The organism is Rhodococcus sp. NPDC056960 (genome assembly GCF_042674125.1).
Classification (GTDB): domain Bacteria; phylum Actinomycetota; class Actinomycetes; order Mycobacteriales; family Mycobacteriaceae; genus Rhodococcus_F.
In genome coordinates, this window is sequence record NZ_JBHURF010000020.1 from 1 (window position 1) to 23,257 (window position 23,257).

The following is a 23,257-nucleotide window of genomic DNA, read 5'->3' on the forward strand; positions in this document are numbered from 1 at the left end:
GCGCTGCCCTGCGGCTTATCACGCCCTACACGGGCAATACGGCTCCTGTTCCGGGATCACGGATTCCGGAAATTAGGGATTTGCTTCTTCATCCGCGCGCGGCCGGCAACCCGGGCCTCCGCGCCTTTGAAGCTGACCGACTGACCGAGAGCCTCCCGGTCGATCGCCTGCTGAAAAGAAGACTCCGTGGACACGTTGACGAGGCTCTTCATCATCGCCAACGCCGACGTCGGCCCGTCGGCCAGAGTCTGAGCCCACTCCTCGACGAACCGGTCGAGTTCGCCGGAGGGAACCGCGCGATTGGCGATTCCCATCTCCGCGGCCTCTTTGCCCGTCAGCTGCCGGCCGAAGAACAGGATCTCCTTCGTCTTCGCCACACCGATGAGTCGAGGGAGGGACCAGGATGCACCGCCGTCGGCCGAAATTCCCAAGTTGGCGAACGTCTCCCCGAAAACGGCATCCTCGGCAGCGACCACGAGGTCGCAACACAGCGCGAAGTTGCATCCGAACCCGACGGCGGGCCCCTCGACCTTCGCGATGGTGGGCCGTGGCAGGTCGTGGAGAAGAGTGCACAACTGGCCCACTCGGCGCATGAATGTCAGCTCGTCCGGTTCCAACGGGGCGCCGAGGTCCATACCCGAGCAGAATGCGCCGCCGGCTCCGGTGATCACGACGGCACGGTCGTCGGGAGTGCGGGCGATCTCCTCCAGTGCGGAGATCGCCGCCTCCACGAGTTCACCGGTCAGCGCGTTCTTGCGGTGCGGCCGGTTGAGCGTAACCGTCACGACACCCTCCGAGCGGGTGGTCAGGACCTCAGACACGCCGTTCCCCCAACCCGGACAGTTGCGCTACCCGTTCGCGGTGCTCGCTGGCGGTTCCGAGGTACAGTTCGCCGAATTTCGCGCGGCGATAGAACAGGTGCGCGTCGTGCTCCCAGGTGAACCCGATCCCGCCGAAAACGTGCAATGTTTCCTCGGCGATGTGCATGAAGGCATCGGCGCACATCGATTTGGAAACGCTCGCGGCGATCGCCAGCGCGGTCGCGGTCCCCGGATCGGGGTTACGCAGCCACTTCTCCGCCGCCGCCGCGGCGGCGTCAGCGGCGGACCGCGCCAATTCCAGTTCGAGCAGCACGTCCACGAGGGTGTGCTTGATCGCTTGGAAGCTGCCGATCTTGCGGTCGAACTGCACCCGCTGCTTCACGTAGGCGACAGCCTCGTCGAGGCACTGTTGCCCCGCTCCGACCAACTCGGCCGAGAGCAGCGTGACGGCCAGATCGAGGCCACTGGCCACGGCCGCCGACGCGGCCTCTCCGGTCGCCAGCAGCGTGGCCGGGGTAGCCGCGAATTCGACGGTACCGAGAGGACGCACGAGGTCGAGTGAGTCGAGCATTCGTGTCTGGAGTCCCGCCGCGCCGGCTTCCACGGCAAACAGTCCCGCACCGTGGGGAGTGGACGCGGTGACGAGCACGATGTCGGCGGCAGCGGCATCGACGACGAAGCCCTTCGCCCCGTCGACATGCCATCGTCCGTCCGTCTCGGTGGCAGCAGTCGACGTCGGAGGAAGAAACCAGCCGGACTCGGCCTCGTGGAACGCCGCCGTCGCGACAACCGCGCCCTCCGCGATCTTCTGCAGCAGGCGCCGGGCCCCGGGTGCGTCACCGCACCCCAGGAGAATCGCCGAGGCCAGGCCCACCGTCGAGAAGAGCGGTACCGGCGACAATGCGCGACCGGTCTCTTCGAACACCGCGGCAGCGTCGGCCACCTGCGCGCCGGCGCCCCCGAGGTCTTCGGCGACGAGCAGTCCGGCGACACCGACCTCTTCCGCCAGTGTCCGCCACAACCTCAGGTCGCAGTCGTCACCGGTGTCGACCGTGGACTCCAGCCACGCCCGAACATCACCGTGCCGTGTGATGACGCTGCGAACCGCCGATCGCAGCTGCTCACGCTCCTCGACCATGACGTCAGACATGGGAGCGGATGCTTTCGGCTGCGCGGGCACGGATCGCCACGGGCGACTGCGGCGCCCCGCAGCTCGGCAATGCCACGACGGCGGTTCCGGGCATCACGTTGTCGCCGCGTTGGTTTCGCGCATACGTTTCGAGTTCCACGACGTGCTCGCCATCCTCGTCGACCCGCTTGCCGGTCACGGTTCCGCCGAGCTCGATGACGTCGCCGAGGTACACGAATCCCCGGTATTCCGCTGTCACGTGCTTGACCCAGGCGTTGTCCCCGCACCAGTGCGTCAACGCGAGGATCTGCCAGCACTGACGCTGGAATCCGACGTCGTACTGGTAGGCGACACCCATCGCGTTCGCCGCCGCCTGGTTGTAATGCACCGAATAGATCGGCTCACGTGCCTTCGTTACCGGATCACGGAACGCCCAGGCGGGGTGGGCGGCGTAGTCGAGCGCGGCGGACGCGTTCGCCTTGAGCCGGGGAATGGGGGCACCACCGCCGGCCACGAAGGCCACCTCGTCGGTCAGCCCGATCGGGCCCTTCGTCAGGGTCGAGGCCGCATCGCCGACGGCAACATCTTCCCACCACAGAGGATTCTCGCCGCGCGGCTTCTCGGCCAGGACCTTCCGCTCGACCTCCTCGATCTCCTCGACGGTCCACCGGTGCGGAACCTGAATTTCCCGCTTATTGCTCTTGCTCTTGCTCTTTGCGGCACCACGCTCGTAGTTGACTACCTGCCAACGGATTTCGGCGACGTCCTGGCCCAACTGGTTCACGTAGGTGTTGGTGAACGTGTCGGTGACCATCTTGCCGGCGAAGTTGCTGGGCCGCGGTCCGGTGAATCCGTCGTAGCGGCATCCCGAGGTGATCTTGTCGTTCCAATAGATCGGAGCGAGGAGATCCATCTGGGTTGCACAGTGGAAGGCACCGAGTCCGGGCCAGCCGAACTGGATTCCGGAGAAGCAGCCGATCGAGAACGAGGGCGGGGCGACGGGCGCACCGTAGTCGGAACGCCTGCCGTGGTCGGCGTCGGTCCACAGCGAGTTGATGTCACCGATTCCGCCCGCGAACTTGGCCACCGCAATTCGGGTGGCCTCTTCGTTGTTGACCGAGTGATCGATCCGCAACTGGGCGCCGACCTTCGACTCCATCGAGGCGATCATCGCGTCGTCGATGACCGCTTCGGGCATCCGAGCCTCCTCCGTTTCCGGTGCGGACTGGATGGCGCCGGCGGTCACTTCTTGCCTGCGTTCGGGTTCGCGGTCCACTTCTGGCCGGCCGGGATACCGGCGTCCTGGACTGCCTTCGCCAGGTCGGACACCGTCCAGCGTCCCTCGGTCTGCAGCTTCCACTCGGGATCCTTCTCCCACGGCTTGATCCGCTGCACCCGGCTGCCCCCGACGAGGAAGACCTCTCCGGTGAGTTCGGATTCGGGTGAGGCCAGGAAGACGACGAACGGGGACACGTTCGCCGGGTCCCACCGATCGAACTTGCCTTCGTCGGACGACAGCGCGTCACCGAAGGCACTGACGGTCAGGCGCGTACGCGCCTGCGGGAGAATGGCATTGACGCGCACGCCGTATCGTTCGAGTTCCTTCGCGCTGACCTGGGTCAGCGATGCGATCGCGGCCTTGGCCGCGGCGTAGTTCGCCTGGCCGGGGTTGCCGAAGACTCCGGATTCGCTCGAGGTGTTCACGACCGAGGCGTTGACCGGCCGTCCCGCCTTGCTCTCCTCGCGCCAGTATCGCGCCGCCGCGCGGGTGACCAGGAAGGTGCCCCGCATGTTGACGCGGACCACGAGGTCCCAATCCTCGTCCTCGATGTTGACGAGAACACGGTCGCGCAGAATGCCTGCGTTGTTGATGACGACGTCGAGGCGTCCGAACGTGTCGATGGCGGTGTCGACGATGCGCTGGGCGCCGGCCGAATCCGCGACATCGTCACCGTTGGCCACGGCCTCTCCACCGTTGGCGCGGATCTCGGCTGCGACCTCCTCCGCGGGACTCGACGCAGCGCCGGTGCCGTCCTGACCACCACCGAGGTCGTTGACGACGACCTTGGCTCCCTCCGCTGCCAGCAGCAGAGCGTGTTCACGGCCGATTCCCCGGCCTGCACCTGTCACGATTGCGACAGCGTTGTCCAAGCTTCCCATGCGAAACTCCTACTCAGGTGTGAATGCTGCGGTCCGCCAGGGCGAACCACGCGTCGATCGGGCTGTTCAGCCCTCGGTCGATGTGCGAGAAGATGAGATGACCGGGTCCTTCGGCAGACCCAGTACTCTCTCGGAAATGATGTTGCGCTGGATCTCGTCGGTCCCGCCTCCGAGCCGGAATCCCGGCACCCCGAGCACGAACTCGGACCAGGAATAGGTACCCCACTCCCCGGTGTCCGCGAGCAACTTGGGACCCAGCGTCTGACTTACCAGGTGTGCGAGGGCGGCCAGGTTTCGGGTCAGCGCCAACTTCGACAGCGACATCTCCGGTCCGGGGAGGTGTCCCGCTTTGGCAGCTGCCTCGGCGCGCGCTCGCATCGCCTTCGCCGCGGCAACGCCCGCATACACCTTGGCGTATTCCTGGCGAATCGACGGATCGAACTGCGCGCCCAGTTGGACGAGCATTCCCGCCAGCCGATTCATGTCGAACAGACCGCTTCCGCCGCCTGCCGATCCTCCGATCGCACCACGTTCGTGCATGAGCGTCGCGAGTGCGACCTGCCAGCCTTCGTCGACTTCACCGAGCCGGTATTCGTCCTCGACGCGAACATCCTCGAGGAAGACCTCGTTGAAGTCGGCGCCGCCGGTCATCTGCCGGAGGGGACGCACCTCGACGCCGGGTGCATGCATGTCGATCACGAATGCGGTGAGGTTCTTGTGGCGGGGAGAGGCAGACGTCCTGGCGAGAAGAAGTCCCACGTCGGAGTAGTGCGCACCGGAGGTCCACACCTTCTGTCCGCTGATCACCCAGTGGTCCTCGACCCGGGTCGCCTTGGTCTTGACGGCGGCCAGGTCCGAACCCGCGGCGGGTTCGCTGAAGAGCTGGCATCCCACGACGTCGCCACGGTAGAGCGCCTTGAGCCAACGCTTTTTCGCGATGTCGGATCCGAACTGGTCGAGGGTCGGCCCCACCATTCCGAGACTGACCCCGAGCGGCGAACGGGAGGGCGTCTCGTAGTTTCGCTCGATCTGAAGGTAGGCCTTCTCGTACCTCGAAGGCAGTCCGCGGCCGCCCCATTCGCGGGGACCTCGGATCCATCCGAAGCCGGCGTCGAAGACCGTCCGCCGCCAATCGCATGCGACCTTCGCGTCCTCCGCGGTTGCACCGCGGAAGAGACTGAAGGTGTCGTCGCCCTCCCCCCACGATTCCGCGGTTCGCGGTCGCCGCGGCTCAGCGGTGCGGTCGAGAAACTCTTTCGCTGCCGCACGGAACTCGTCGAGGGTCGGGATCGTGGTGTCGGCGTCCGCGGTGCCGTTCGGCTGGATCGTCTGCATCGCGCTCACATCAATTCCTCTACGCTGTGTACAATTTTCGCCACCGTCGGGTAGCCGGAGAGCGCGGACGAGAAGGGTACGGGCGAGTAGTCGCTACCCACGCGCTGCACCGGTGCGATCAGCTCGTTGAAGAGTTCCTCGTGGATGCGGGAGCTGATTTCGGCTCCCGGCCCACAGAACTGGGTGGCCTCGTGGACGATGACCGCACGTCGCGTCCGTTCGACCGACGAAAGAACGGTGTCGAAGTCGAGGGGGACGAGGGTGCGGAGGTCGATCACCTCCGCCTCTATTCCCTTCGCGGCCAGTTCCTCCGCTGCCTGCTCGACGACGGGGACCTGGGGTCCGTAGGTAATGAGTGTCACGTCTCGCCCGGGGCGCAGTACGTTCGCCTGTCCCAGCGGGATGCTGTAGTGCCCCGTCGGCACTTCTTCCTTCTTGCTGTAGGCAAGCGAGATGTGCTCGATGTACAGGCAGGGATCCTCCGACTCGAGACACGCGGCGAGGAGGCCTTTCGCGTCTGCGGGCGACGACGGCATCACCACGTTGATTCCGGGCGTGTGCATGAACCACGCCTCGAGCGACTGCGCGTGCTGAGCGCCGAATCGGCTGCTCCCCACGACGGTCCGGACGGTGATCGGTGTCGGGGTGGCGCCGCCGGTCATGTACCGGAACTTCGCGGCATGGTTGACCACCTGGTCCATGCACACCGCGATGAAGTCGAAAAACATGATCTCGGCGACGGCGCGGTAGCCGCCGAGTGCGAGTCCGACCGCGGTTCCCACGATCGCCTGCTCCGCGATGGGAGTCGAGCGCACTCGTTCGACGCCGTACTTCGTCGAGAGCCCCTTGCTGACCTTGAACACTCCGCCGGTGGGTTCGGCGATGTCCTCGCCGAGGAGGATGATCTTGTCGTCGGCGGCCATCGCCACGTCGAGGGCGGAGTTCATCGCCGCCGCCGACGTCATGACGGCGGTATCTGTTCTGCGTTCGGTGGTAGTCACTTCACACTCCGTACCCAGGTGTCGTCGGCGAATACATCGGAGAACAACTCGTCCGCGTCGGGCAGCGGGCTGTTCTCCGCGAACTGGAACGCGTCGAGGACGTAGGCTTCCGCCTCGCGGTCCAGCGCCTCCATGCGCTCGGCGGTCGTGAGCCCTCGGTCGATCAGCAGGGTTCGGAAGGTCGGCGCGGGATCGCGCTGCATGGCAGCCTCCAGTTCGTCACGGGGAACGTACGAGAAGTCGGCCGTACCACTGTGACCTGTCAGTCGGTAGGTCACGCATTCGAGGAAGGTGGGGCCCTCGTTTCGTCGGGCTCGGTCCACGGCGGTCTCGATGGCGTGCAGTGTCGCGAGTGCGTCGAATCCGTCGACGCGCTCGGCGTGGATCGAATACGCCGATGCACGTTTCGCCAGCTCGACGGACGGCGCGTACTCGGCGATCGGGGTGTGCTCGCCCCACTGGTTGTTCTGGCAGATGAACACGATCGGGAGCTTCCACAGCGCGGCGAAGTTCATGGCCTCGTGGTAGGCACCGATTGAGGTAGCGGCGTCGCCGAATGTGACGACGGTGGCCGCGCCACCTCCGTCGAGCTGGTTCGCGAGGGCCAGACCTACCGCGATCGGTAGTCCGGAACCGACGATGCCTGTGGTCGCCATGAAGCCGACCGCCGTGTCGTGGAGGTGCATCGGCCCTCCCTTGCCCTTCGATGTGCCGTCGATCCGGCCGTACAGCTCAGCCATGATCGACCGCAACGTGACGCCCTTGGCGAGTGCGTCACCGAGATTTCGGTACGTCGAGACCATGCGGTCCTGGGGAGTGAGCACTGCGCCGAGCGCCGCGCACACCGCCTCCATTCCGCGTACGGGGTAGAAGGCGGCCTGGAGCCTGCCCGCCTTCGCCTCCTGGGTCGAACGCTCATCGGCCAAGGTCGTGGTGACCATCAACCGATACATCTGTTCGAGCACATCGATGTCCGGGATCGATCCGGCGTCTGTGGTCGTCGTGTGCGACAGCGTCTGTTCTGACATGTCGACCTCTCCGTCGTGTGTGATCACGCCTACCTACCGATCCGCTTGCGGTACAGGTCGTAGAAGTGTCGGATCTTGGTTTCCTGGTACGCGCCGAACGTCACTCCCGGTTTGTTCTCCACGAGAGTGTGCAGGCCCTTCTGGACCCATCCGACGTTGTATTCGTCCTGGAAGAAGACCCTCGCCAGCGTCCCCAACTCGTCTGCGTCGACGAAGGTCTCGTCCAATCCCATCCGGCGGACCTTGGCCGGCGCCGGACGCTCTCCCTGGAAGGGCGACAGAACCAGGCACTCCATGATGCAGGTCTCGGGGTCGTCACCGTGGGGTTTGAAGCGGTAACACGTCCGGTTGTATGCACCCCACGGGTGGAAGTTCGGGAACACCGTGTAGAAGAACGTGTCGACGCATTCGGTGTCCGACAGACTCTGCGCCTGGTCGCCGAGCATGTCACCCATCGCCTTGCGGGTGGCGTCGGCGATGACGGTGCGGGCGCGGACGTCGTCGGGGAGTGTCTTGATCGGTGCGTCCTCGAGGCCGAGGCCCATCATCGAGTCGAAGATCTCCTGCTCCGTCGGTTGCACGGTGAGGTGCGGACTCGGTGTGCCTCGGGGCGTGATCGCGCGACTGACGTTGTTCCAGTAGTCGTATTGGGAGTTCGCGTCGCCGATGCCCTGCAGCAGCTGCGGGTGTGTGGTGACGACGTGAAACGACTCCATGAAGGCTTCCTGCGCCACCTTCCAGTTGCACGGGAGAACCTTCTCGACATGCGCCTGCGTGTAGCGATTCTCGAAGTCCCAGCGCTCGAACTGCGCCGGTAGCTCACCGAGGTAGTCCAAGAGCGGTTCGGCGTCCGGATCCATGTTGATGAACACGAATCCGCCCCACGTGTCCACCCGGACCTCGGGGAGTCCGAATTTCTCCGGCTCGATCTGCGGAAAATCCCACTGCGCGGGGACGTGCGCGAGCGAGCCGTCCAGTGCCCAGCAAAACCCGTGGAACTGGCAGCGGAGTTCGCGGACGGTGCCGGGCTCCTCGCGAAGTTGCCGTCCCCGATGGAGGCAGGCGTTGTAGTATCCCTTGATCTCGTGGGGACCGGTGCGCACCAGGAGAATCGAGATTCCTGCAATATCGTAGATCTCGGTGTCTCCGACGTGGGGAATGAGCTCCTCACGGCAGGCGAACTGCCACGTCTTGCGCCAGATCTTCTCCTTCTCCAGTTCGTGAATCTCCGGTGAGAAGTAGAAGTACGCCGGAATGTCCGCAGTCCCCAGATCGTGCGGGGACTCCATCTTCAGGAAGTCGGGAACACACTGGGTGTCCGCGGCGAGGAGGTCATGGTAGCTCACGCCGGGCGAGCGGTCTGTGCGGGTGCGCGGTTCGAGATCGGTCATTGTCTTTGATCACACCTTTTCTGCAGGCGGGGTCGGGGTAGATGCATGGCTTCTCCCGAAACCCGAAGCGTGTCGGGACACCACCGCCTTCTCATGGGTGCCGACCCATCGGCACATCTCCGGATCCGCGGTTCGGATCTCGCCGGAGATCCAGACGCCGTAGCGGTCGAAAACACCTGTCTTACCGCCCTTGTCCACCTCGACTCGTGCGTCGGGCAGTGCGGAGTAGACGTGACCGTTGAGCGGGTGCCGAAGTCTGAAAACCATAGTTACACCACCTTGCGGAAGATCAGCGGAAGGGCCTGCAGTCCTACGCGTGACTACTTTCGCTCGAGATTACTCTAACGATAGAACATTGACAAGACGAGTGTTTGCGATGGCGCCGGCGCTCAGCCGCTATCTTTTCCGCCGCCCGACGCCCCTAGCTGTTAACCTAGATACTCTAAGGGTCGAATTTATCTGATCTGATCATTAGTGCGCACCCTGGTCGGTTGCGAAGAATGGAGAACGACGGTGGCACAAAAAGTTGCAAGGAAGCCTGCACGCAATGCCGAACTGACGGAGGCCGAGAAGCTCGATCCCATGCAGTGGATCAAGTTCTACTGGCAGCAGCAGGTCGACGACGACCCGTATCCGTTCCTGGCGATGAGTTCAGTCCTGCGTCTCCACCAACTCATGACGTCGGTACTGGAACAGGAGCTGAAAAAGGGCTTCGAGATGAGCCTGACGGACTACCTCATGCTCAAGACTCTGCAGCTCAGCGACACCGGCACCCGCCTTCTCAGCCGGGTGGCCTGGCACCTCTTGGTTCATGCGACGACCGTGACGATCGCGACGGACCGCTTGGAGGCACGCGGGCTCCTGACCAGGCAGGCGCACCCCAAGGACCGTCGCGCCACCCTTGTGACCATCACGAACGAGGGCCGCGCCCTGGTGGATGAGGCCACCGCCGCGCTGAGCAAGGCGGATTTCGGTCTTCCCGGACTGACTTCGGACCAGGCGGAGGCACTGGTGGCGATCGTGGCTCCGATCCGGAAGGCCGCCGGTGACCTCGACCGCGCCCACTGACGCCCGCTGCTGCGACACCGGAGCAGCGGCCGAGCCGCTCCGGCCGAGCTCTGGTGGCTCGACCGGACCCGGCGGGCCCGACCTCGGGACTCAGCGCCCGATGGGGGCGGATTCGTTGTCTCGGTTCCAGTACGGTGCACGCAGCGCGCGCTTGTTGATCTTTCCCACCGCGCTGCGGTGCAGCGTCTCGACGAACTCGACAGATCGAGGGCATTTGTAGTGGGAGAGCCGCTCGCGGCAGTAGGCGAGGATGTCGGCCTCGGTGACGGAAGGATCGCGTCGGACGACAAGCGCGAGAAGTTGCTCCCCCATCTGCTCGTCCGGGATTCCGATGCACGCTACTTCGACGATCCCGGGTTGTGTTGCCAGCACTTGCTCGGATTCCGCGGGATAGATGTTCACACCGCCCGAGACCACCATGTCCGAGAAGCGGTCCGTGATGTAGACGTACCCGTCCGCGTCCTGATGGCCGATCTCTCCCAGCGTGAACAGCCCCGGCTCGAGATGCGCGTCCGCATTCGATGCGTTGTGGTAGACGACCCCGCGACCTGTGGCATCGCGAAAGTACAGCCGCCCGGTAACCCCGGCGGGCACCGGCTTTCCGTCGGCGTCGACGACAACCGCTTCGAACGGTGAGACGGGCCTTCCGACGGATCCCCGGTGCTCCAGCCATTCGCCGGCACTGATGCGGCACACGGTCCCGACCTCGCTGGCACCGTAGCTTTCCCACACGACCGGACCCCACCAGTCGATGATCGCCGCCTTGATATCAGTAGGGCATTTCGCCCCGACCTGCTGGACGAAGCGCAGTGAATCCAGGTCGTACTCGGTCCGCACGTCCTCCGGAAGCGCGAGAATTCGCTGGAAGTGCGTCGGCACCATGATCGAGGAACCGATCCGGTCCCTCTCGATCGCCTCGAGCACGCTCTCCGGGTCGAATTTGGCCAGTACCGTCACCGGCACGCCGGCCAGGAACAATCTGGTTCCGACCAAAGGGCCGCTGTGATAGAGCGGACCGACAACCAGGTGACGCCCCTGCTCTACCAGTGAGTTCTCGCGGAGACGGTCGAGGTGTTCGGTGATATCGGCCCCACCGGCGAAAGCCGTCGGCGGCAGTTCGGTCCCCTTCGGCCGGCCGGTCGTGCCCGAGGTGTACACGAGGGAGGGCAGGGGCGCCAGGTCGGTCCTCGGCTGGGTGTCCGATGCGGCGTCGAGCCAGTCGTCCCATCGATGGACCGCCGGGTCGGCCGATTCCTCGGCGTCGCCCCACACGACAATCGTCGATACTCCGGATGCCGCGGCCGCGGCACGACCACGATCGAGTGTGTTGGCGTCGACGAACGCAACGGAGGCGCCCGAGTCCTCGAAGATGTAGGCCGCTTCGTCGGCGGTCAGATGGAAATTGACCGGCACGGCGGAGGCACCGGCGAGGGTAATTCCTCCGTACGCCAGAACCGCTTCGGTGGAGTTCCCGCCGAAGACCGCCACCCGCCGCAGTGCGCCGAGATCGAGTGCGTTCAGACCGTTCGCGATCCGCCGTAGAACCGCATCGGCCTCCTCCCACGTCACCTCGGTGCCGTCGCAGCGCAGAGCCGCCTGCGCCCCACCATCCTCCGCATTGCGCGAAGCAAACGTCATCAGCGCACTCCTTTTGCAAACCGTTGGGAACGGCGCCACGCCGGGAACAGACACCGGCGCGGGGCCGACACTTACTCTAATAAACAACTATCGAGGAAGCAACGTAGTAGGCTACGATCAAGTCGCACCGAGTCCGAGTGCACACGACACGTCATCGACGTCACGGCTCGCGCAGTTCCCGCGTGAGAGGTCACCGATGACCGAATCCTCGTCGAGTCGAAAGGCTGAAATGACGGACTACAAAACTGTGAAACTGTCGAGAGACGGTCACGTGGGCGAACTGCAACTGTGCCGTCCCGACGTACTCAATCGCTTCGACGGCGCCCTGCTCGACGAACTGGGCGAGGCGCTGAGCGAACTCGGCCGGGATCGCGACGTCCGCGCCGTGGTTCTCACGTCGACCGGACGACACTTCTCCGCCGGGGGCGACACCGAGGCGATGCTCGCCGCGAACGACGACCTACGGGTTCTGATGGAGCAGGTCGACGACGGCCGCCAACTGTTCCGGACTTTCGCCGATTTCCCGAAGCCATTGGTCGTCGCCCTGCACGGGCACGTGTTCGGTGTGGCAACCAGCTTGGTCCTGACCGCCGACGCCATCGTCTCCACCCCGTCGGTTCAGCTGTCGGATCCCCACGTCCACCTCGGGCTCGTACCGGGAGACGGGGGCTGCGTGACCTGGCCGGCCAACCTGCCCATGGTCCGCGCGAAGCGGCATCTGCTCTGGGGCGAACCGCTCCTCGCCGAGGACGCGTACAAGCTGGGCATGGTCACCGAACTCGTCGACGATCCCGAGGAGGTGGCCCCGCTGGCGCGATCGCTCGCCGCAAAGGTCGCCGAACTTCCCCCGGCTGCAGTTCAACTCACGAAGCGGGCCCTCAACAAGGGTATGCACGCGCGCATCGACGAGGTTTTCGACACCGCCTTCTACCTCGAAGCCATCAGCGCGTCCACCGAAGATCTACGTGAAGCAGTGAGCGCCTTCAAGGAAAAGAGGCCAGGATCATGGCAGGGACGATGACGGGACTCGACAGCACCGAGCGCACATCGCTCGAGCAGGTGTGGGGCACCGACGTGCACCCCTCCGAGTACGCGGGCCACCCCGGACTGCTCTACGAGCCGCATCCGCGGTCGTTCGCGGAACTTCTACTCAGCACAGAGCGGTGGAACGACCGGACATACCTGGTACAGGGCGAACGCCGCATCACCTTCGAACGATTTTCCCGATCGATACCACTGGCCTGTGAATACTTTCACGACTGCGGAATCCGCGAAGGCGATCGCGTCATGCTCCTCGCCTACAACAGCCCCGACTGGGTCCTCGCATTGTGGTCGCTGTGGATGATCGGCGCTGTCCCGGTGCTCGGCAACCGGTGGTGGAGCCCCCATGAGATCGAGAACGCCGTCGATGTGGCGACCCCGAGGTGTGTCGTCACCGACATGCCGCGGCTGCCGGAATCGGTCACCATCCCCACGGTATCCGTGAACGATCTGAGTCGATTCTTCGACACCGACCTTCCCGAACCGGCTGCCCGCCGTCAGGACGATGCGCCTCCGCAGGGAGACGAGGACGCAGCGGCTCTCATCCTCTTCACGTCCGGCAGTTCGGGTATGCCCAAGGCCGTCGAACTGTCACTGCGCTCCGTCGTCGCCAACCAGCACAACCTGCTGCTGCGCTCCCGGCGCCTGCCCCAGCAGGTCCCCGCCGACGCACCGCAGGCATCAACGCTCGTCTGCACTCCCCTGTTTCACATCGGCGGGATATCCAACCTGGTCACACAGTTGATCAACGGTGGGAAGATCGTCCTCAACGAGGGCAAGTTCGACCCACAGCAGGTGCTCACACTGATCGAACAGGAGAAGGTCCAGAGCTGGGGCGGTGTTCCGACGATGGCGAGCCGCGTCCTCGAGCACCCCGACTTCGATTCGTTCGATCTGTCGAGCTTGCGGTCCTGGCCGCTGGGCGGCGCCCCGGTCACTCCCGGACTCCTCGAGCGGATGCAGCGAAAGCTCCCCCAGCTTCGCGAGCGCGGGCTCGGAAACACCTGGGGCATGACCGAATCGGGCGGATTCCTCACCGTCGCAGGGAACCGCGATCTCGAACGGTACCCCGGGACCGTCGGGCGCCCCTATTCCGTCGTGGAACTGCAGATTCTCGGGCCCGACGAGCGGGGAATCGGCGAGATTCTCGTCCGCTCGCCCACGGTGATGCTCGGCTACATCGGAATCGACGACGACACAGTCGATTCCGAGGGCTGGCTCCATACCGGCGATCTCGGGCACATCAACGAGAAGGGCTACCTCTTCCTCGACGGGCGAAGCAAGGACATCATCATCCGCGGCGGCGAGAACATCGCCTGCGCCCATGTCGAGGCCGCGCTGGCCGCCCACCCCGATGTCACCGAAGTCGCGGCGATCGGACTCCCGCACGCCGATCTCGGTGAAGAGCTGGCCGCCGTCGTCGTCTTCCGGGCGGGTAGTACCCCGCCCACCCCCGGCGAACTGCGCGAATTCCTCACGGGCACGCTGGCGTACTTCGCGATTCCGACGCGCTGGCAGTTCCGAGACGTCCCCCTTCCCACGCTGGCCGGCGAGAAAGTCGACAAGAAGACCCTCGTCGCCCAGTTCCCGACCGACAACGACGAGCGAGGCTGAATCACCGTGGTCCGTCTGACACCGCCCGACGAATACTTCAACCATCAGGTCTCCTACCCCCATGCGATGGTGGGCTCCAGCGACCCGAGCTGGCGCGAACGGTACTGGATCAGCATCCAGGATGTCGAGAACAAGGACGTCGTTCTCAGCCTCGGAATCGGGCAGTACCCGAACCAGGACGTCCAAGAGGCATTCGTGGCTCTGTCCTGCAAGGGCAAGCAGCACAATCTCCGGCTGTCGAGGGCGCTTGCCCCCGACAGTCACATCATGAAGGTGGGCCCGCTGACCATCGAGGTGGTCGAGCCGCTCGAGGAGCTGCGGCTCACGCTGGAGCCGAATCCGTCCGGCATCGAGTTCGACATCACGTGGTCCGGACGTATGGAACCCACGCTCGAAGGCCGGCACTTTCAGGTCAGCCGGTCGAAGGTCACATACGACGCCGTCCGCTACGTGCAGGTGGGCCGCGCCGCCGGCACCCTGACCGCACCGGACTACGCGGCCACCCTGACACCGGAAACATGGTGGGGTGAGCGCGACCATTCGTGGGGAACACGGCCGCTTCCCCGTGCGCAGGGTGCGCCTCCCGGAGAACGCCCCGAGTGGAAGATGCTGATGTTCTGCCCACTCCAGCTACCCGACTTCGGTCTCCACTTCTACTACTACGAGGCGGAACCAGGACGGCCCGTGCATCTTTCGGCCGCATTCTCCAAGCCGATCGGCGCGCCGGAAGGCGAGTCGGAGGACCTGATCGTCGGTGTCGACCACGATCTGCACTGGGTGGACGGAGCACCCGCTGCCACCCTCGCCGGCGGTCGCATCACCCTCACCCTGGACAGCGGTGAGAAGCTCGACTTCGATCTGACGGCACATCCCGGCCGGGCACATCTCCGCGGCGGCGGGTACGAAGGCTGGAACGGTTGGTACCAGGGCCACTGGAAGGGTGAGAACAGCCTCGAACACGACGTCTGGGACCTGAACGACAAAGACAATTTCTACCGCTACGCGAAGGCGGGCAGCGACCATCTCGTGGAGGTCCGGCACAACGGCCAGGTCGGATACGGGGTCATGGAGTACATGGTGCTCCCCGGCTATGCGCGCTATCCGGAGGCCATCCCCCCGAAGCCCGCGAACACGAAGGCACGCGATGAGTAGCGCAGTGTCCACCCGGGAGCTGACGACGGCCGAGCTCACCAACGCGTTGCGCGCGTTCCTCGGCAGAAATCTGCCTCCCGGCGCGGAACCCGAGATCGAAGCACTGTACCGGGCCGGGACCGGCAGCTCACGCGAAAACTGGCCGTTCGACGCGACGTGGCTCGAATCCGGTGAACGATCGACGCACCGGCTCCTGATGCGGCGGGATCCGCAAAGCGCGGTGGTCGACACAGCCCGAAGCGCGGAGTTCCACCTACTCCAGGCCCTCGAAGCGACATCGATTCCCGCGCCGCGGGTTCGCTGGCTCGACGACGAGGGCACCGACCTGGCGCGACCGACCATGATCGGCGACCGCTATGACGGCACCGCACACCGCGCAGTCCTGCGCGACAAGAATCCCCTGCGACTGACGTCCGAGCAGCGGCTCGCGCTCGCCCACGACATGTGCGACGTGCTGGCGCGACTCCACTCGGTGGATATCGACGCGCTGGGGTTGCGGGACATCCTGCCGGTACCGGACTGCTCACCGGCAGAGCACGAACTCGAACGATGGATCGGTGAACTCACCGGCAACGAACTCGAACCACAGCCGGGTCTGCGCCTGTGCGCCGAATGGCTGAGGGACAACATTCCCGCGTCCCCGGACCGGCTCGTTCTCGTACACGGCGACTTCCGGCCGGCGAACGTTCTGGTGGACGACGGCACGTTCGGAGTTCTACTCGACTGGGAGCTCGCCCGTCTCGGGGATCCGTTGGACGATCTCGGGTGGTACACGACGCCGTTGTACCGAGGTGAGCACTTCGTTCCCGGGCAGTGGACCCAGGAGGACTTCCTCGCTCGATATGCCGCCGCCACCGGTCGCGAGATCGCACCGGAGGCCCTCACCTTCTGGCAGGTACTGTCCACATTCCGGCTCGCGGTCATCGCCCTCAACGGAGTCCGCAATTTCTGCGAGTTGGGATCGGACCGACCGTCGGCCCCCGTCGATTCACTGATCGCGAAGGTCGTCGACCAGGTACTCGCTGCGGAGAAAGGCTGACATGATGCGCCCCACCCCACAGGAGATCATCTCCGGAATCTCACGGATCCTGAAAGAGACGATCGAACCCCAACTGACCGACGAGCACGCACTCAATCGGCTTCGAGAAATCAGATCTGTTCTTGCACAGGCCGATTGGAACGACACGGCGATCAAGCTGGGACGTGACACCGACGCAGTGGCCGCGTTGCTCCAGGACTGGAGCGCGTGGTCCGATGCCGACGAGACCCGCTCGGCCGCCTTCGCCGCGCAGCGGACACAGATCGCCGAGCTCCTCGCCTCGTCGTATGAATCGTTGCGTCACGAGCCCTTCGCCGAACTGGAGGCCCGGCACGCACAGTACGAACGATTGGTCGTCGACGTGTCGAGTGCCACGTCCCAATGGTCCCGCGACGGCAACCACGGGGACGCGTCCGCACCCATCCTGCAGCGCCTGCGCGAGCATTACTCCAGTCAGCGCGGCTGATGTCGCCGGTCGATGCAAGTCGGCACGACTATGCGGTAGAGGACGCCGCCACTCTCGCCGAGGTGTTCCGTGGCACCGTGGAGACATGCGCGCAGCAGGTCGCGTTGAAGTGCGCCGCCAGCGGGCGGACCATCACCTGGGCGGAGTACGGGCATGAGGTCGCCGCCCTCGCCGACGGGTTCACGTCGATGGGTGTCCGCGCCGGTGACCACGTCGTCTTGATGCTGAGCAACCGGGCCGAGTTCTACCTGGTCGACACCGCGCTGATGCTGATACGGGGTATCCCGGTGTCGGTATACAACTCCCCCTCGATCGATCGACTCAGCTATATCTGGAAGCACTGCGGTCCGGTAGCGGTCATCGTCGAGGACGACGTGCAGCTCGAACGTGCGCGAGCGGCCGCAGCGGAGAGTGGTCACCACCCGCGTCTGGTCGCGGTCGAGGAGGTGCCGCCCGGCGACGACCTCGTCATGCTCGCCGACCTGGCGGCGACGTCGCCCACCGACCTCGCCGAATTGGCCGGGCACGCGTGCCCGGGCGACACCGCCACCATGCTCTATACCTCTGGTACGACCGGCGACCCGAAGGGCGTACCGCTGACCCACCGGAATCTACTGTTCGCCGCTCGGACGCTGACGAAGAGGATGGGCATCAGCCTGCGCGGCCGCCGCCAGCTCTCGTACCTGCCGATGGCTCATATCGGAGAGCGGCTGGCTACGCACTACGTGCACATGCTCGAAGGGAGCGAGGTCACGTGCTGTGCACGACTCGAATCCTTCCCTGATGTGCTGGCGGAAACCGAGCCCCACATGCTGTTCGGCGCACCGCGAATGTGGGAGAAGCTCTACACCCGGGTTCAGGACCTCGTTGCCACGGCGCCCGACCGACGCCTGCACCGTCACCTCGAGACGATCGGCCTCGGACACATCGACATTGCGATCGTGGGCTCGGCGCCACTCCCCCGACACATCCAGGAGTTCTGGCGTTCCGCCGGGATACCCCTCGCCGATTGCTACGGTCAGAGCGAAACATGCGGCGTCGGAACCTGGGATCCGCACGATCTCGTTCTCGGGACCTGCGGCAAGCCATTCGACGGGGTGGAGGTCGCGATCTCCGACCTCGGCGAGATCCTGGTTCGGAGCGAGGCCGTGTTCGCCGGCTACTACCGCGATCCAGCCCGGACCCGGACGGTCCTCGACTTCGACGGCTGGTTTCACACGAGCGACCTGGGGTCGCTCGACCCGAACGACAATCTCACTGTGCGGGGCCGCGTGGACGACCTGCTGGTGCCGACCTCCGGGCACAATGTCAGTCCCGCTCCGATCGAGGCCCGGTTGCTGCAGATCCCGGTGGTGAGCCACGCGGTGCTCTGCGGCAGCGGCAAACCGTTCATCACCGCCCTGCTCGTCCTCGATTCGGAGGCGGTCGCCAAGTGGGCAGCCGACCGTGGGTGGGCGGAACGCTCTCCGGAAACCCTGGCGACGGATCCGGCATTGCGATCGGCGATCAGCTGTCATATCGACGACATCAACACCTCCCTGCCCGGGGCGGAGAGGATCAAATCCTTCGCGTTACTTCCCGGCGGGGAGACCGAATGGATGCCGGATACGGCTCTGATGACCGCGACCGGAAAAATCCGTCGCGCCCACGTCCTGCGGCGGTATGCCGAAACCATCGAATCGATGTATCCATAACGGAATTGAGCAGCTTCTCCCCTACGGCGTTCCGCACGTAGGGGAGAAGCTTTGCGCCACCCGGCCAATGGTCGAAACCGGGCCCCACCCAGAGGGCGGGTATCGTGGAGGATCGCCCCACGACTCTCAGGAGCGGCGCCGACGGCTTCCGCACGCCGGCGCCGCCATATCTAGCCGACGGGTTCAGCCGCCGCTTCGCGGCGTGCCCGCCACACCGACATGTCGCAGTAGTCGCGGACCACGGCGATGGAACCGTCGACGTCCAGTTCGACGACACCGATGCACTCGATGGGCACCTCACGTCCCGAAAACCAGAACCGGTCCACTCGCTCGAGCCACACGCGGCGACCATCGACGGTGACGGTCACGATGTCCCACTGCACCTTGTCGGAGGCACCGAGGATCTTCGCGAAAGTGTCCGCGATGGCCGCGCGACCGCGCGCGGGTTCCTGGGGAACCGCGAAGTGGTATTCACCGTCCGGCGTGAAGCACTCGGCGGCAGCGGTGGCATCTCGTTGGTGCACTGCGTCGAGGAAGGCCTGCACCGCGCCTGGCAGAGTCATGATCCGGCTCCGGACCGGGCCGCGTGCGCGGCCTCTTCGCCGGCGATTCGGCCGAATCCGCACGCGTTCGCCAGCGAATTGCCACTGCCCATATATGTTTCGCCGAGAATCCCGCCGGTGCATTCACCGGCGGCGAACAGCCCGTCGATGGCCGCACCATCGTGTCGCAGTACCCGGGCCTTCTCATCGATCCGGAGGCCGCACGAGGTCACGTTGACGGTAGCCGGACGCACCTCGACGGCGTAGAAGGGCGGCGTACTCAGTGGCAGCAGGAACTTTCCTGCCTTGCCGAAGTCGGTGTCCTCCCCGTGCGCGGCAAGGGTGTTGTACCGCTGCACTTCGCCTTCGAGGGTTTCGGCGGGCACCCCGATTGCCTCCGCGAGGGCGGGCAGGTCGCGTGCCGACTTCGCCTTACCTGTCGCGACGTTCTCTTCGACGAGGTCTGCCGTGTAGTTCTTGGGACGGAACGGCGGATGGTTCGGCCACACCTGCTTGTAGCAATCCCGGTAACGGTCTGCCGACTCTGCCGGCGGGCGCAGGGCCGCGTCATCGAAAACGACGAACGCGCGGTTGCCCCTCGCCCGAACCAAAGTGTCGAGAATTCCGTACGGCGCGGTCTCGTCGCAGAACCGGCGGCCCGACGGATCCAGAAGGACCGTCCATCCGGGCAGAAATGCCTCGTTGAGCTTGGCGAAGTGCGGGTCGAGTGTGCGGAGCCCCCGGTCGAAGCCGGTGAGCTGGGCGCCGAGTTGGTCGGCGAAGCCGATCGCATCACCACGTGACCCGTCGGCACCGATGTACCACGTCCAGTCGGCCGTCCACGAGGACGGAAAATACTTCTGCAGCAACTCCGGGTTGGCACCGAAACCGCCCGTCGCGATGACGACGGCGTCCGCGGTGATCGCCTCACCTTCGGCAATCACTCCCGTCACCTTGTCGCCGTCCGTGAGCAGTTGGTCGACCCGGTGCCCCAGCGCGATATCGACTCCCGCGCCCCGGCATGCCGCCGATAGTGCATTGACGAGCGACTGCCCTCCGCCGTCGACGCAGTGCGAGCGCGGTTTGCGTTCGTCGCCGCCGAAGATCAGGCGATCGAAGAACGTTACACCCCTCTCTGCCAGCCAGTCGATCGTCTCGCCGCTCCGCGCGGTCAGTCGCTTGACCGGGCCTGCTGCCACATCCCAGTGGTTGAGGGACATGTACTCCTTGAACAGATCCGACGGGTCGTCGTCGATGCCCGCCTTCTGCTGGAGTCGACTACCGCTTCCCATGACGACGCCGCCGGCCAGCCGCGACGAGCCACCGACTACCCCTGTCGCCTCGCTGATCAACACCCGTGTGCATCCCTGCTCGACCGCTGAAAGCGCTGCGGCGAGACCCGCCGCGCCGGCGCCGATGACGACGACGTCGAAATCCGATTCGGACACTGTCATGCTCCCTGCGCTCGAACTGCACGTATACCGAGGTCGACCCCCCGCAGGTGCGGGGTTTCGTTCAAACTGACGAGGGTGCGCCGAGTACGGCCGGCTCGAATTCGCGCGAATCCGGTGTATCCCGGTTCGTGGATCGTCAGACTGCCTGCACCGATGAGCCCACCGACAAAGGCGTTTGCGACACCGCCGTGCGACACGACGAGAACCTGCTCGCCCGGGTGGGCCTCGATGATCCGATCGAACTCCGCGGTGACCCGTTTCCTGAAACTGGGGACATCGGTTCCCCATGCGGTGAGATCGTCGCGGAGAAACGCCTCGTACCGGGGATCGTTGTTGACACGAAGATCTTCGAAATGCAGATACTCGGCGGCGTCGCGATCGAACTCGGCGAGGTCCGACCTCACAACCGGCGTCAGGCCCACCGCCCTTCCGATGACGGCCGCCGTCTCGGTCGCACGGAGGAGCGGGGATGTATAGATCGCGGCGACATCTTCTGTGGCGAGATAGTCGGCGACCCGGGTTGCCTGTTCACGCCCTCGATCGCTCAGCCCCGGGTTCGCCCGCGCCGGCCCCTCCGCCTTCCGATCCGGTTCGGCGTGGCGGACGAGTACCAACTCCACCGCATTCTCCCTCTCGACGTTGTGTAGAAGTATGACCGAGCGCTTGCCCGGCAACCTCAGGACACCGATTATCCATCTATAGATGTTCTATCATTAGAGTAATGGATCCACTCAGGGGTGTCCACCGCCCGGAAAGACTTCGCCCTCGTCACCCGGCAAGAATTCGAAGACTTCGTCGAGAACCCGGGTTCCTACACACAGACCATCCGACACCGTCGAGCACGAATGGACACGATGGTGCCCCCGCCACCAACACGTGGAACGGCGCGATTCGCGCGAGCGAGACGTCGACACCGACGGCACCGTGCTGCAGGGCGTGTCTGCCTGCGCGGACACGGCAACCGGGCCCGTCCGGGGTCATCCACGATCCAGACCAGGCCGATGAGCTGGAACCCTGCGAGATCCTCGTCGCCCCCGGCACCGATCCGTCGTGGACCCCGCTGTGCGTTTCGTCGGCAGCCGTCGTCGTGGATGTCGGCGCGCCGATGAGTCACGCCGCGATCGTCAGTCGTGAGCTGGGGATCTCGTGCGTGGTGTCCTGCACCTACGCCCTCCGGCGCATCACGAACGGAACGGTGATCACGGTGGACGGAGCGGCAGGCGCCGTCACGATCGGACACTGATCGACCCCGGGCAGACCGGTGGTTCGTACAGCAGGCCCCGCCGACGATGCACGGACCACCTCGGCTCGATCTCAGTACATGACGAGACCGACCGTCATGGTTCGGCGAGCCCAGTCACGCTCGGCGCACTGGTCGGAACAGTACAGACAGCCAACCCTTCTCGCACAGAACAAGTCTCGACCACAGTAGCCGCAGAACAGTCTGCGCACAGCGCGCCTCGCACGTACCGCGGACCGGACGTCCGTGACGAGGCGACGAACTCCGACGCAAAGCGTGAGGCGCATCTCAGCTCTCCCGGGGGTGACGAACAACCGAACCCCTCTGATGTTTCATCGTCCGATACTCGAATACAAGAGTACTTTGATGAACAATCGGTGCCGCGCACGAGGAACTTCCCGACAGACCTGTCTATCCCCCGGTTTCCCCCGCATCCAGGGAAGAGGCACTCAGCGGTGGTTGGGCAGCACCGCGCGACCCGGTGCAGACAACCGGAGCGGGCGCAGGTGCGACGTCTCGTTCATGCTGACCAGCTCGCGGCGACCGGCCGAATCTGCCATCACCCGTGCGAAACCGGTGTGGGCCGGCTTGTGAATCGATAACCGGCCGGCACCGAGGATGGTTCCCAGGTAGCAGTTCGCCACGCCGCCGTGGGCGACCACCGCGACACGTTGTCCGCGGTGGTCGCCCACTATCCGATCGAACTCTTTTGTGATCCGCTGTCGAAAGGTCTCGAGATCCGTGCCCCAGGGGCTCAGGTCACCACGAGTGAACGCCGCGTATCGCGGATCCCCGTCCGCTGCCAGTTTCGTGAAATCGAGGTACTCGGGTGCGTCACGGTCGAACTCCGCGAGGTCGTCCCGAACGACCGGGGTGCGGCCCAGAACCGAGCCGATCGTCTCCGCGGTTTGCGCCGCCCTTCGCAACGGTGACGTGTACACCGCCGCAATGTCCTCGTCCACGAGATGAGCACCGAGCAGCCTGGCTTGCTCGACCCCGAGCGAGGTCAGCTCCGGGTCGTGGAGCATCGCAGACTCCAGCTGGGGTTCGCCGTGGCGAATGAGAACGATTTCCACCGCTTTACGGCCCTTCTAGCTCGTCACCGGGACCATGAACGCAGCACGCACCGACGTGCGGTCCATCTCCGGACTGACGCCCTGCGACTGATCCTTGGTCTGCTCCAACAGTTCGGCAATCGCTTCGACGTCTTCGACGGTCCCTGCTTCGATCTCGTACACGCAGGCGTAATCCTGCCCGGGCTCCGGGATGCCTTTGCTCAGGGGAACGCCCGAGGTCTTGAACCTACGGAACGACACCGCAGCGCCGCGCTGCACGATTTCCGGTGCATGCACCTCGTTGTACCAGCGGTTGAATTCAGCCTCGTCACCGCCTTCGACGGCGTTGCTGAGGACAAGAAGAATTCCCTTGGCCATGTTCGTTCGTC

At 65.1% G+C, this 23,257-nt stretch carries 23 protein-coding genes; 8 read left to right on the plus strand and 15 right to left on the minus strand.

Annotated features, from left to right (window positions below):
- Nucleotides 1-56: 56 nt before the first annotated feature.
- The 9 genes from ACFTWF_RS28660 to ACFTWF_RS28700 all read right to left on the minus strand — a co-directional run bounded on the left by ACFTWF_RS28660 (nucleotide 57) and on the right by ACFTWF_RS28700 (nucleotide 9,132).
- Nucleotides 57-821, minus strand: a complete 765-nt coding sequence (locus ACFTWF_RS28660) for an enoyl-CoA hydratase/isomerase family protein (RefSeq protein ID WP_378464512.1) — start codon at nucleotides 819-821, stop codon at nucleotides 57-59.
- A complete protein-coding gene (locus tag ACFTWF_RS28665; protein ID WP_378464513.1) occupies nucleotides 814-1,971 on the minus strand; it encodes an acyl-CoA dehydrogenase family protein in 1,158 nt (385 codons plus the stop codon). The genes ACFTWF_RS28660 and ACFTWF_RS28665 overlap by 8 nt, the downstream gene beginning before the upstream one ends.
- Entirely contained in the window at nucleotides 1,964-3,148 is a 1,185-nt protein-coding gene (locus ACFTWF_RS28670; RefSeq protein ID WP_378464514.1) for a MaoC family dehydratase N-terminal domain-containing protein, read from the minus strand. The genes ACFTWF_RS28665 and ACFTWF_RS28670 overlap by 8 nt, the downstream gene beginning before the upstream one ends.
- Before the next feature lie 44 nt (nucleotides 3,149-3,192).
- Nucleotides 3,193-4,110, minus strand: a complete 918-nt coding sequence (locus ACFTWF_RS28675; protein WP_378464515.1) for an SDR family oxidoreductase — start codon at nucleotides 4,108-4,110, stop codon at nucleotides 3,193-3,195.
- Nucleotides 4,111-4,176: 66 nt separating this feature from the next.
- Complete coding sequence (locus tag ACFTWF_RS28680) at nucleotides 4,177-5,445, minus strand: acyl-CoA dehydrogenase family protein (protein WP_378464671.1); 1,269 nt, start codon at nucleotides 5,443-5,445, stop codon at nucleotides 4,177-4,179.
- 5 nt (nucleotides 5,446-5,450) lie between these two features.
- A complete protein-coding gene (locus tag ACFTWF_RS28685; RefSeq protein WP_378464516.1) occupies nucleotides 5,451-6,446 on the minus strand; it encodes an alpha-ketoacid dehydrogenase subunit beta in 996 nt (331 codons plus the stop codon).
- Nucleotides 6,443-7,474 carry a thiamine pyrophosphate-dependent dehydrogenase E1 component subunit alpha gene (locus tag ACFTWF_RS28690; RefSeq protein ID WP_378464517.1) on the minus strand — a complete coding sequence of 344 codons (1,032 nt, stop codon included), beginning with the start codon at nucleotides 7,472-7,474 and terminating at the stop codon, nucleotides 6,443-6,445. The genes ACFTWF_RS28685 and ACFTWF_RS28690 overlap by 4 nt, the downstream gene beginning before the upstream one ends.
- Before the next feature lie 29 nt (nucleotides 7,475-7,503).
- Complete coding sequence (locus ACFTWF_RS28695) at nucleotides 7,504-8,865, minus strand: SRPBCC family protein (RefSeq protein WP_378464518.1); 1,362 nt, start codon at nucleotides 8,863-8,865, stop codon at nucleotides 7,504-7,506.
- 9 nt (nucleotides 8,866-8,874) lie between these two features.
- The gene (locus ACFTWF_RS28700) at nucleotides 8,875-9,132 is read right to left on the minus strand and encodes a hypothetical protein (protein ID WP_378464519.1); all 258 of its coding nucleotides are present in this window, start codon (nucleotides 9,130-9,132) and stop codon (nucleotides 8,875-8,877) included.
- A gap of 246 nt (nucleotides 9,133-9,378) precedes the next feature.
- Here ACFTWF_RS28700 and ACFTWF_RS28705 point away from each other — a divergent pair, with 246 nt between their 5' ends.
- Nucleotides 9,379-9,933: a MarR family winged helix-turn-helix transcriptional regulator gene (locus ACFTWF_RS28705; protein WP_378464672.1), complete on the plus strand. Its 555-nt coding sequence runs from the start codon at nucleotides 9,379-9,381 to the stop codon at nucleotides 9,931-9,933.
- A gap of 90 nt (nucleotides 9,934-10,023) precedes the next feature.
- Here ACFTWF_RS28705 and ACFTWF_RS28710 read toward each other — a convergent pair whose 3' ends face one another.
- A complete protein-coding gene (locus tag ACFTWF_RS28710) occupies nucleotides 10,024-11,571 on the minus strand; it encodes an AMP-binding protein (RefSeq protein ID WP_378464520.1) in 1,548 nt (515 codons plus the stop codon).
- Between the two features lie 247 nt (nucleotides 11,572-11,818).
- Here ACFTWF_RS28710 and ACFTWF_RS28715 point away from each other — a divergent pair, with 247 nt between their 5' ends.
- The 6 genes from ACFTWF_RS28715 to ACFTWF_RS28740 are packed head-to-tail and all read left to right on the plus strand — an operon-like array spanning nucleotide 11,819 to nucleotide 18,577.
- Nucleotides 11,819-12,592, plus strand: a complete 774-nt coding sequence (locus ACFTWF_RS28715; protein ID WP_312033674.1) for an enoyl-CoA hydratase/isomerase family protein — start codon at nucleotides 11,819-11,821, stop codon at nucleotides 12,590-12,592.
- On the plus strand, nucleotides 12,577-14,226 hold the full coding sequence (locus ACFTWF_RS28720) for a class I adenylate-forming enzyme family protein (protein ID WP_378464521.1): 1,650 nt from the start codon (nucleotides 12,577-12,579) through the stop codon (nucleotides 14,224-14,226). The genes ACFTWF_RS28715 and ACFTWF_RS28720 overlap by 16 nt, the downstream gene beginning before the upstream one ends.
- Nucleotides 14,227-14,232: 6 nt before the next feature.
- Nucleotides 14,233-15,378, plus strand: coding sequence for a hypothetical protein (locus tag ACFTWF_RS28725; RefSeq protein ID WP_378464522.1), 1,146 nt, complete (start codon nucleotides 14,233-14,235; stop codon nucleotides 15,376-15,378).
- Nucleotides 15,371-16,417, plus strand: a complete 1,047-nt coding sequence (locus tag ACFTWF_RS28730; RefSeq protein WP_378464523.1) for a phosphotransferase family protein — start codon at nucleotides 15,371-15,373, stop codon at nucleotides 16,415-16,417. Before ACFTWF_RS28725 ends, ACFTWF_RS28730 begins: the two co-directional genes overlap by 8 nt.
- Before the next feature lies 1 nt (nucleotide 16,418).
- Nucleotides 16,419-16,883: a hypothetical protein gene (locus ACFTWF_RS28735; RefSeq protein WP_378464524.1), complete on the plus strand. Its 465-nt coding sequence runs from the start codon at nucleotides 16,419-16,421 to the stop codon at nucleotides 16,881-16,883.
- Complete coding sequence (locus ACFTWF_RS28740) at nucleotides 16,883-18,577, plus strand: AMP-dependent synthetase/ligase (protein ID WP_378464525.1); 1,695 nt, start codon at nucleotides 16,883-16,885, stop codon at nucleotides 18,575-18,577. The genes ACFTWF_RS28735 and ACFTWF_RS28740 overlap by 1 nt, the downstream gene beginning before the upstream one ends.
- Before the next feature lie 170 nt (nucleotides 18,578-18,747).
- On the opposite strand, the gene ACFTWF_RS28745 is transcribed toward ACFTWF_RS28740, so the two are convergent.
- From ACFTWF_RS28745 to ACFTWF_RS28755, 3 genes are read right to left on the minus strand one after another with little or no spacing between them, the layout of a single operon-like run.
- Nucleotides 18,748-19,140, minus strand: coding sequence for a nuclear transport factor 2 family protein (locus ACFTWF_RS28745; RefSeq protein WP_378464526.1), 393 nt, complete (start codon nucleotides 19,138-19,140; stop codon nucleotides 18,748-18,750).
- Complete coding sequence (locus tag ACFTWF_RS28750) at nucleotides 19,137-20,573, minus strand: FAD-dependent oxidoreductase (protein WP_378464527.1); 1,437 nt, start codon at nucleotides 20,571-20,573, stop codon at nucleotides 19,137-19,139. The genes ACFTWF_RS28745 and ACFTWF_RS28750 overlap by 4 nt, the downstream gene beginning before the upstream one ends.
- On the minus strand, nucleotides 20,570-21,193 hold the full coding sequence (locus tag ACFTWF_RS28755) for a histidine phosphatase family protein (protein ID WP_378464528.1): 624 nt from the start codon (nucleotides 21,191-21,193) through the stop codon (nucleotides 20,570-20,572). Before ACFTWF_RS28755 ends, ACFTWF_RS28750 begins: the two co-directional genes overlap by 4 nt.
- Nucleotides 21,194-21,294: 101 nt before the next feature.
- On the opposite strand from ACFTWF_RS28755, the gene ACFTWF_RS28760 reads away from it, so the two are divergent.
- Complete coding sequence (locus ACFTWF_RS28760) at nucleotides 21,295-21,816, plus strand: PEP-utilizing enzyme (RefSeq protein ID WP_378464529.1); 522 nt, start codon at nucleotides 21,295-21,297, stop codon at nucleotides 21,814-21,816.
- Between the two features lie 446 nt (nucleotides 21,817-22,262).
- Here ACFTWF_RS28760 and ACFTWF_RS28765 read toward each other — a convergent pair whose 3' ends face one another.
- Both ACFTWF_RS28765 and ACFTWF_RS28770 read right to left on the minus strand, forming a co-directional pair.
- Entirely contained in the window at nucleotides 22,263-22,889 is a 627-nt protein-coding gene (locus tag ACFTWF_RS28765) for a histidine phosphatase family protein (RefSeq protein WP_378464530.1), read from the minus strand.
- 15 nt (nucleotides 22,890-22,904) lie between these two features.
- Nucleotides 22,905-23,246, minus strand: a complete 342-nt coding sequence (locus ACFTWF_RS28770; RefSeq protein ID WP_378464531.1) for a hypothetical protein — start codon at nucleotides 23,244-23,246, stop codon at nucleotides 22,905-22,907.
- Nucleotides 23,247-23,257: the final 11 nt, after the last annotated feature.

What these genes read in the sequence shown, in the direction of transcription:
- ACFTWF_RS28670 (WP_378464514.1), bottom strand. Translation starts at nt 3,148, where the DNA reads ATGCCCGAAGCGGTCATCGACGACGCGATGATCGCCTCGATGGAGTCG.
- ACFTWF_RS28710 (WP_378464520.1), bottom strand. Translation starts at nt 11,571, where the DNA reads ATGACGTTTGCTTCGCGCAATGCGGAGGATGGTGGGGCGCAGGCGGCT.
- ACFTWF_RS28695 (WP_378464518.1), bottom strand. Translation starts at nt 8,865, where the DNA reads ATGACCGATCTCGAACCGCGCACCCGCACAGACCGCTCGCCCGGCGTG.
- ACFTWF_RS28700 (WP_378464519.1), bottom strand. Translation starts at nt 9,132, where the DNA reads ATGGTTTTCAGACTTCGGCACCCGCTCAACGGTCACGTCTACTCCGCA.
- ACFTWF_RS28735 (WP_378464524.1), top strand. Translation starts at nt 16,419, where the DNA reads ATGATGCGCCCCACCCCACAGGAGATCATCTCCGGAATCTCACGGATC.
- ACFTWF_RS28690 (WP_378464517.1), bottom strand. Translation starts at nt 7,474, where the DNA reads ATGTCAGAACAGACGCTGTCGCACACGACGACCACAGACGCCGGATCG.
- ACFTWF_RS28760 (WP_378464529.1), top strand. Translation starts at nt 21,295, where the DNA reads ATGGATCCACTCAGGGGTGTCCACCGCCCGGAAAGACTTCGCCCTCGT.
- ACFTWF_RS28740 (WP_378464525.1), top strand. Translation starts at nt 16,883, where the DNA reads ATGTCGCCGGTCGATGCAAGTCGGCACGACTATGCGGTAGAGGACGCC.
- ACFTWF_RS28745 (WP_378464526.1), bottom strand. Translation starts at nt 19,140, where the DNA reads ATGACTCTGCCAGGCGCGGTGCAGGCCTTCCTCGACGCAGTGCACCAA.
- ACFTWF_RS28675 (WP_378464515.1), bottom strand. Translation starts at nt 4,110, where the DNA reads ATGGGAAGCTTGGACAACGCTGTCGCAATCGTGACAGGTGCAGGCCGG.
- ACFTWF_RS28665 (WP_378464513.1), bottom strand. Translation starts at nt 1,971, where the DNA reads ATGTCTGACGTCATGGTCGAGGAGCGTGAGCAGCTGCGATCGGCGGTT.
- ACFTWF_RS28730 (WP_378464523.1), top strand. Translation starts at nt 15,371, where the DNA reads ATGAGTAGCGCAGTGTCCACCCGGGAGCTGACGACGGCCGAGCTCACC.
- ACFTWF_RS28750 (WP_378464527.1), bottom strand. Translation starts at nt 20,573, where the DNA reads ATGACAGTGTCCGAATCGGATTTCGACGTCGTCGTCATCGGCGCCGGC.
- ACFTWF_RS28770 (WP_378464531.1), bottom strand. Translation starts at nt 23,246, where the DNA reads ATGGCCAAGGGAATTCTTCTTGTCCTCAGCAACGCCGTCGAAGGCGGT.
- ACFTWF_RS28720 (WP_378464521.1), top strand. Translation starts at nt 12,577, where the DNA reads ATGGCAGGGACGATGACGGGACTCGACAGCACCGAGCGCACATCGCTC.
- ACFTWF_RS28680 (WP_378464671.1), bottom strand. Translation starts at nt 5,445, where the DNA reads ATGCAGACGATCCAGCCGAACGGCACCGCGGACGCCGACACCACGATC.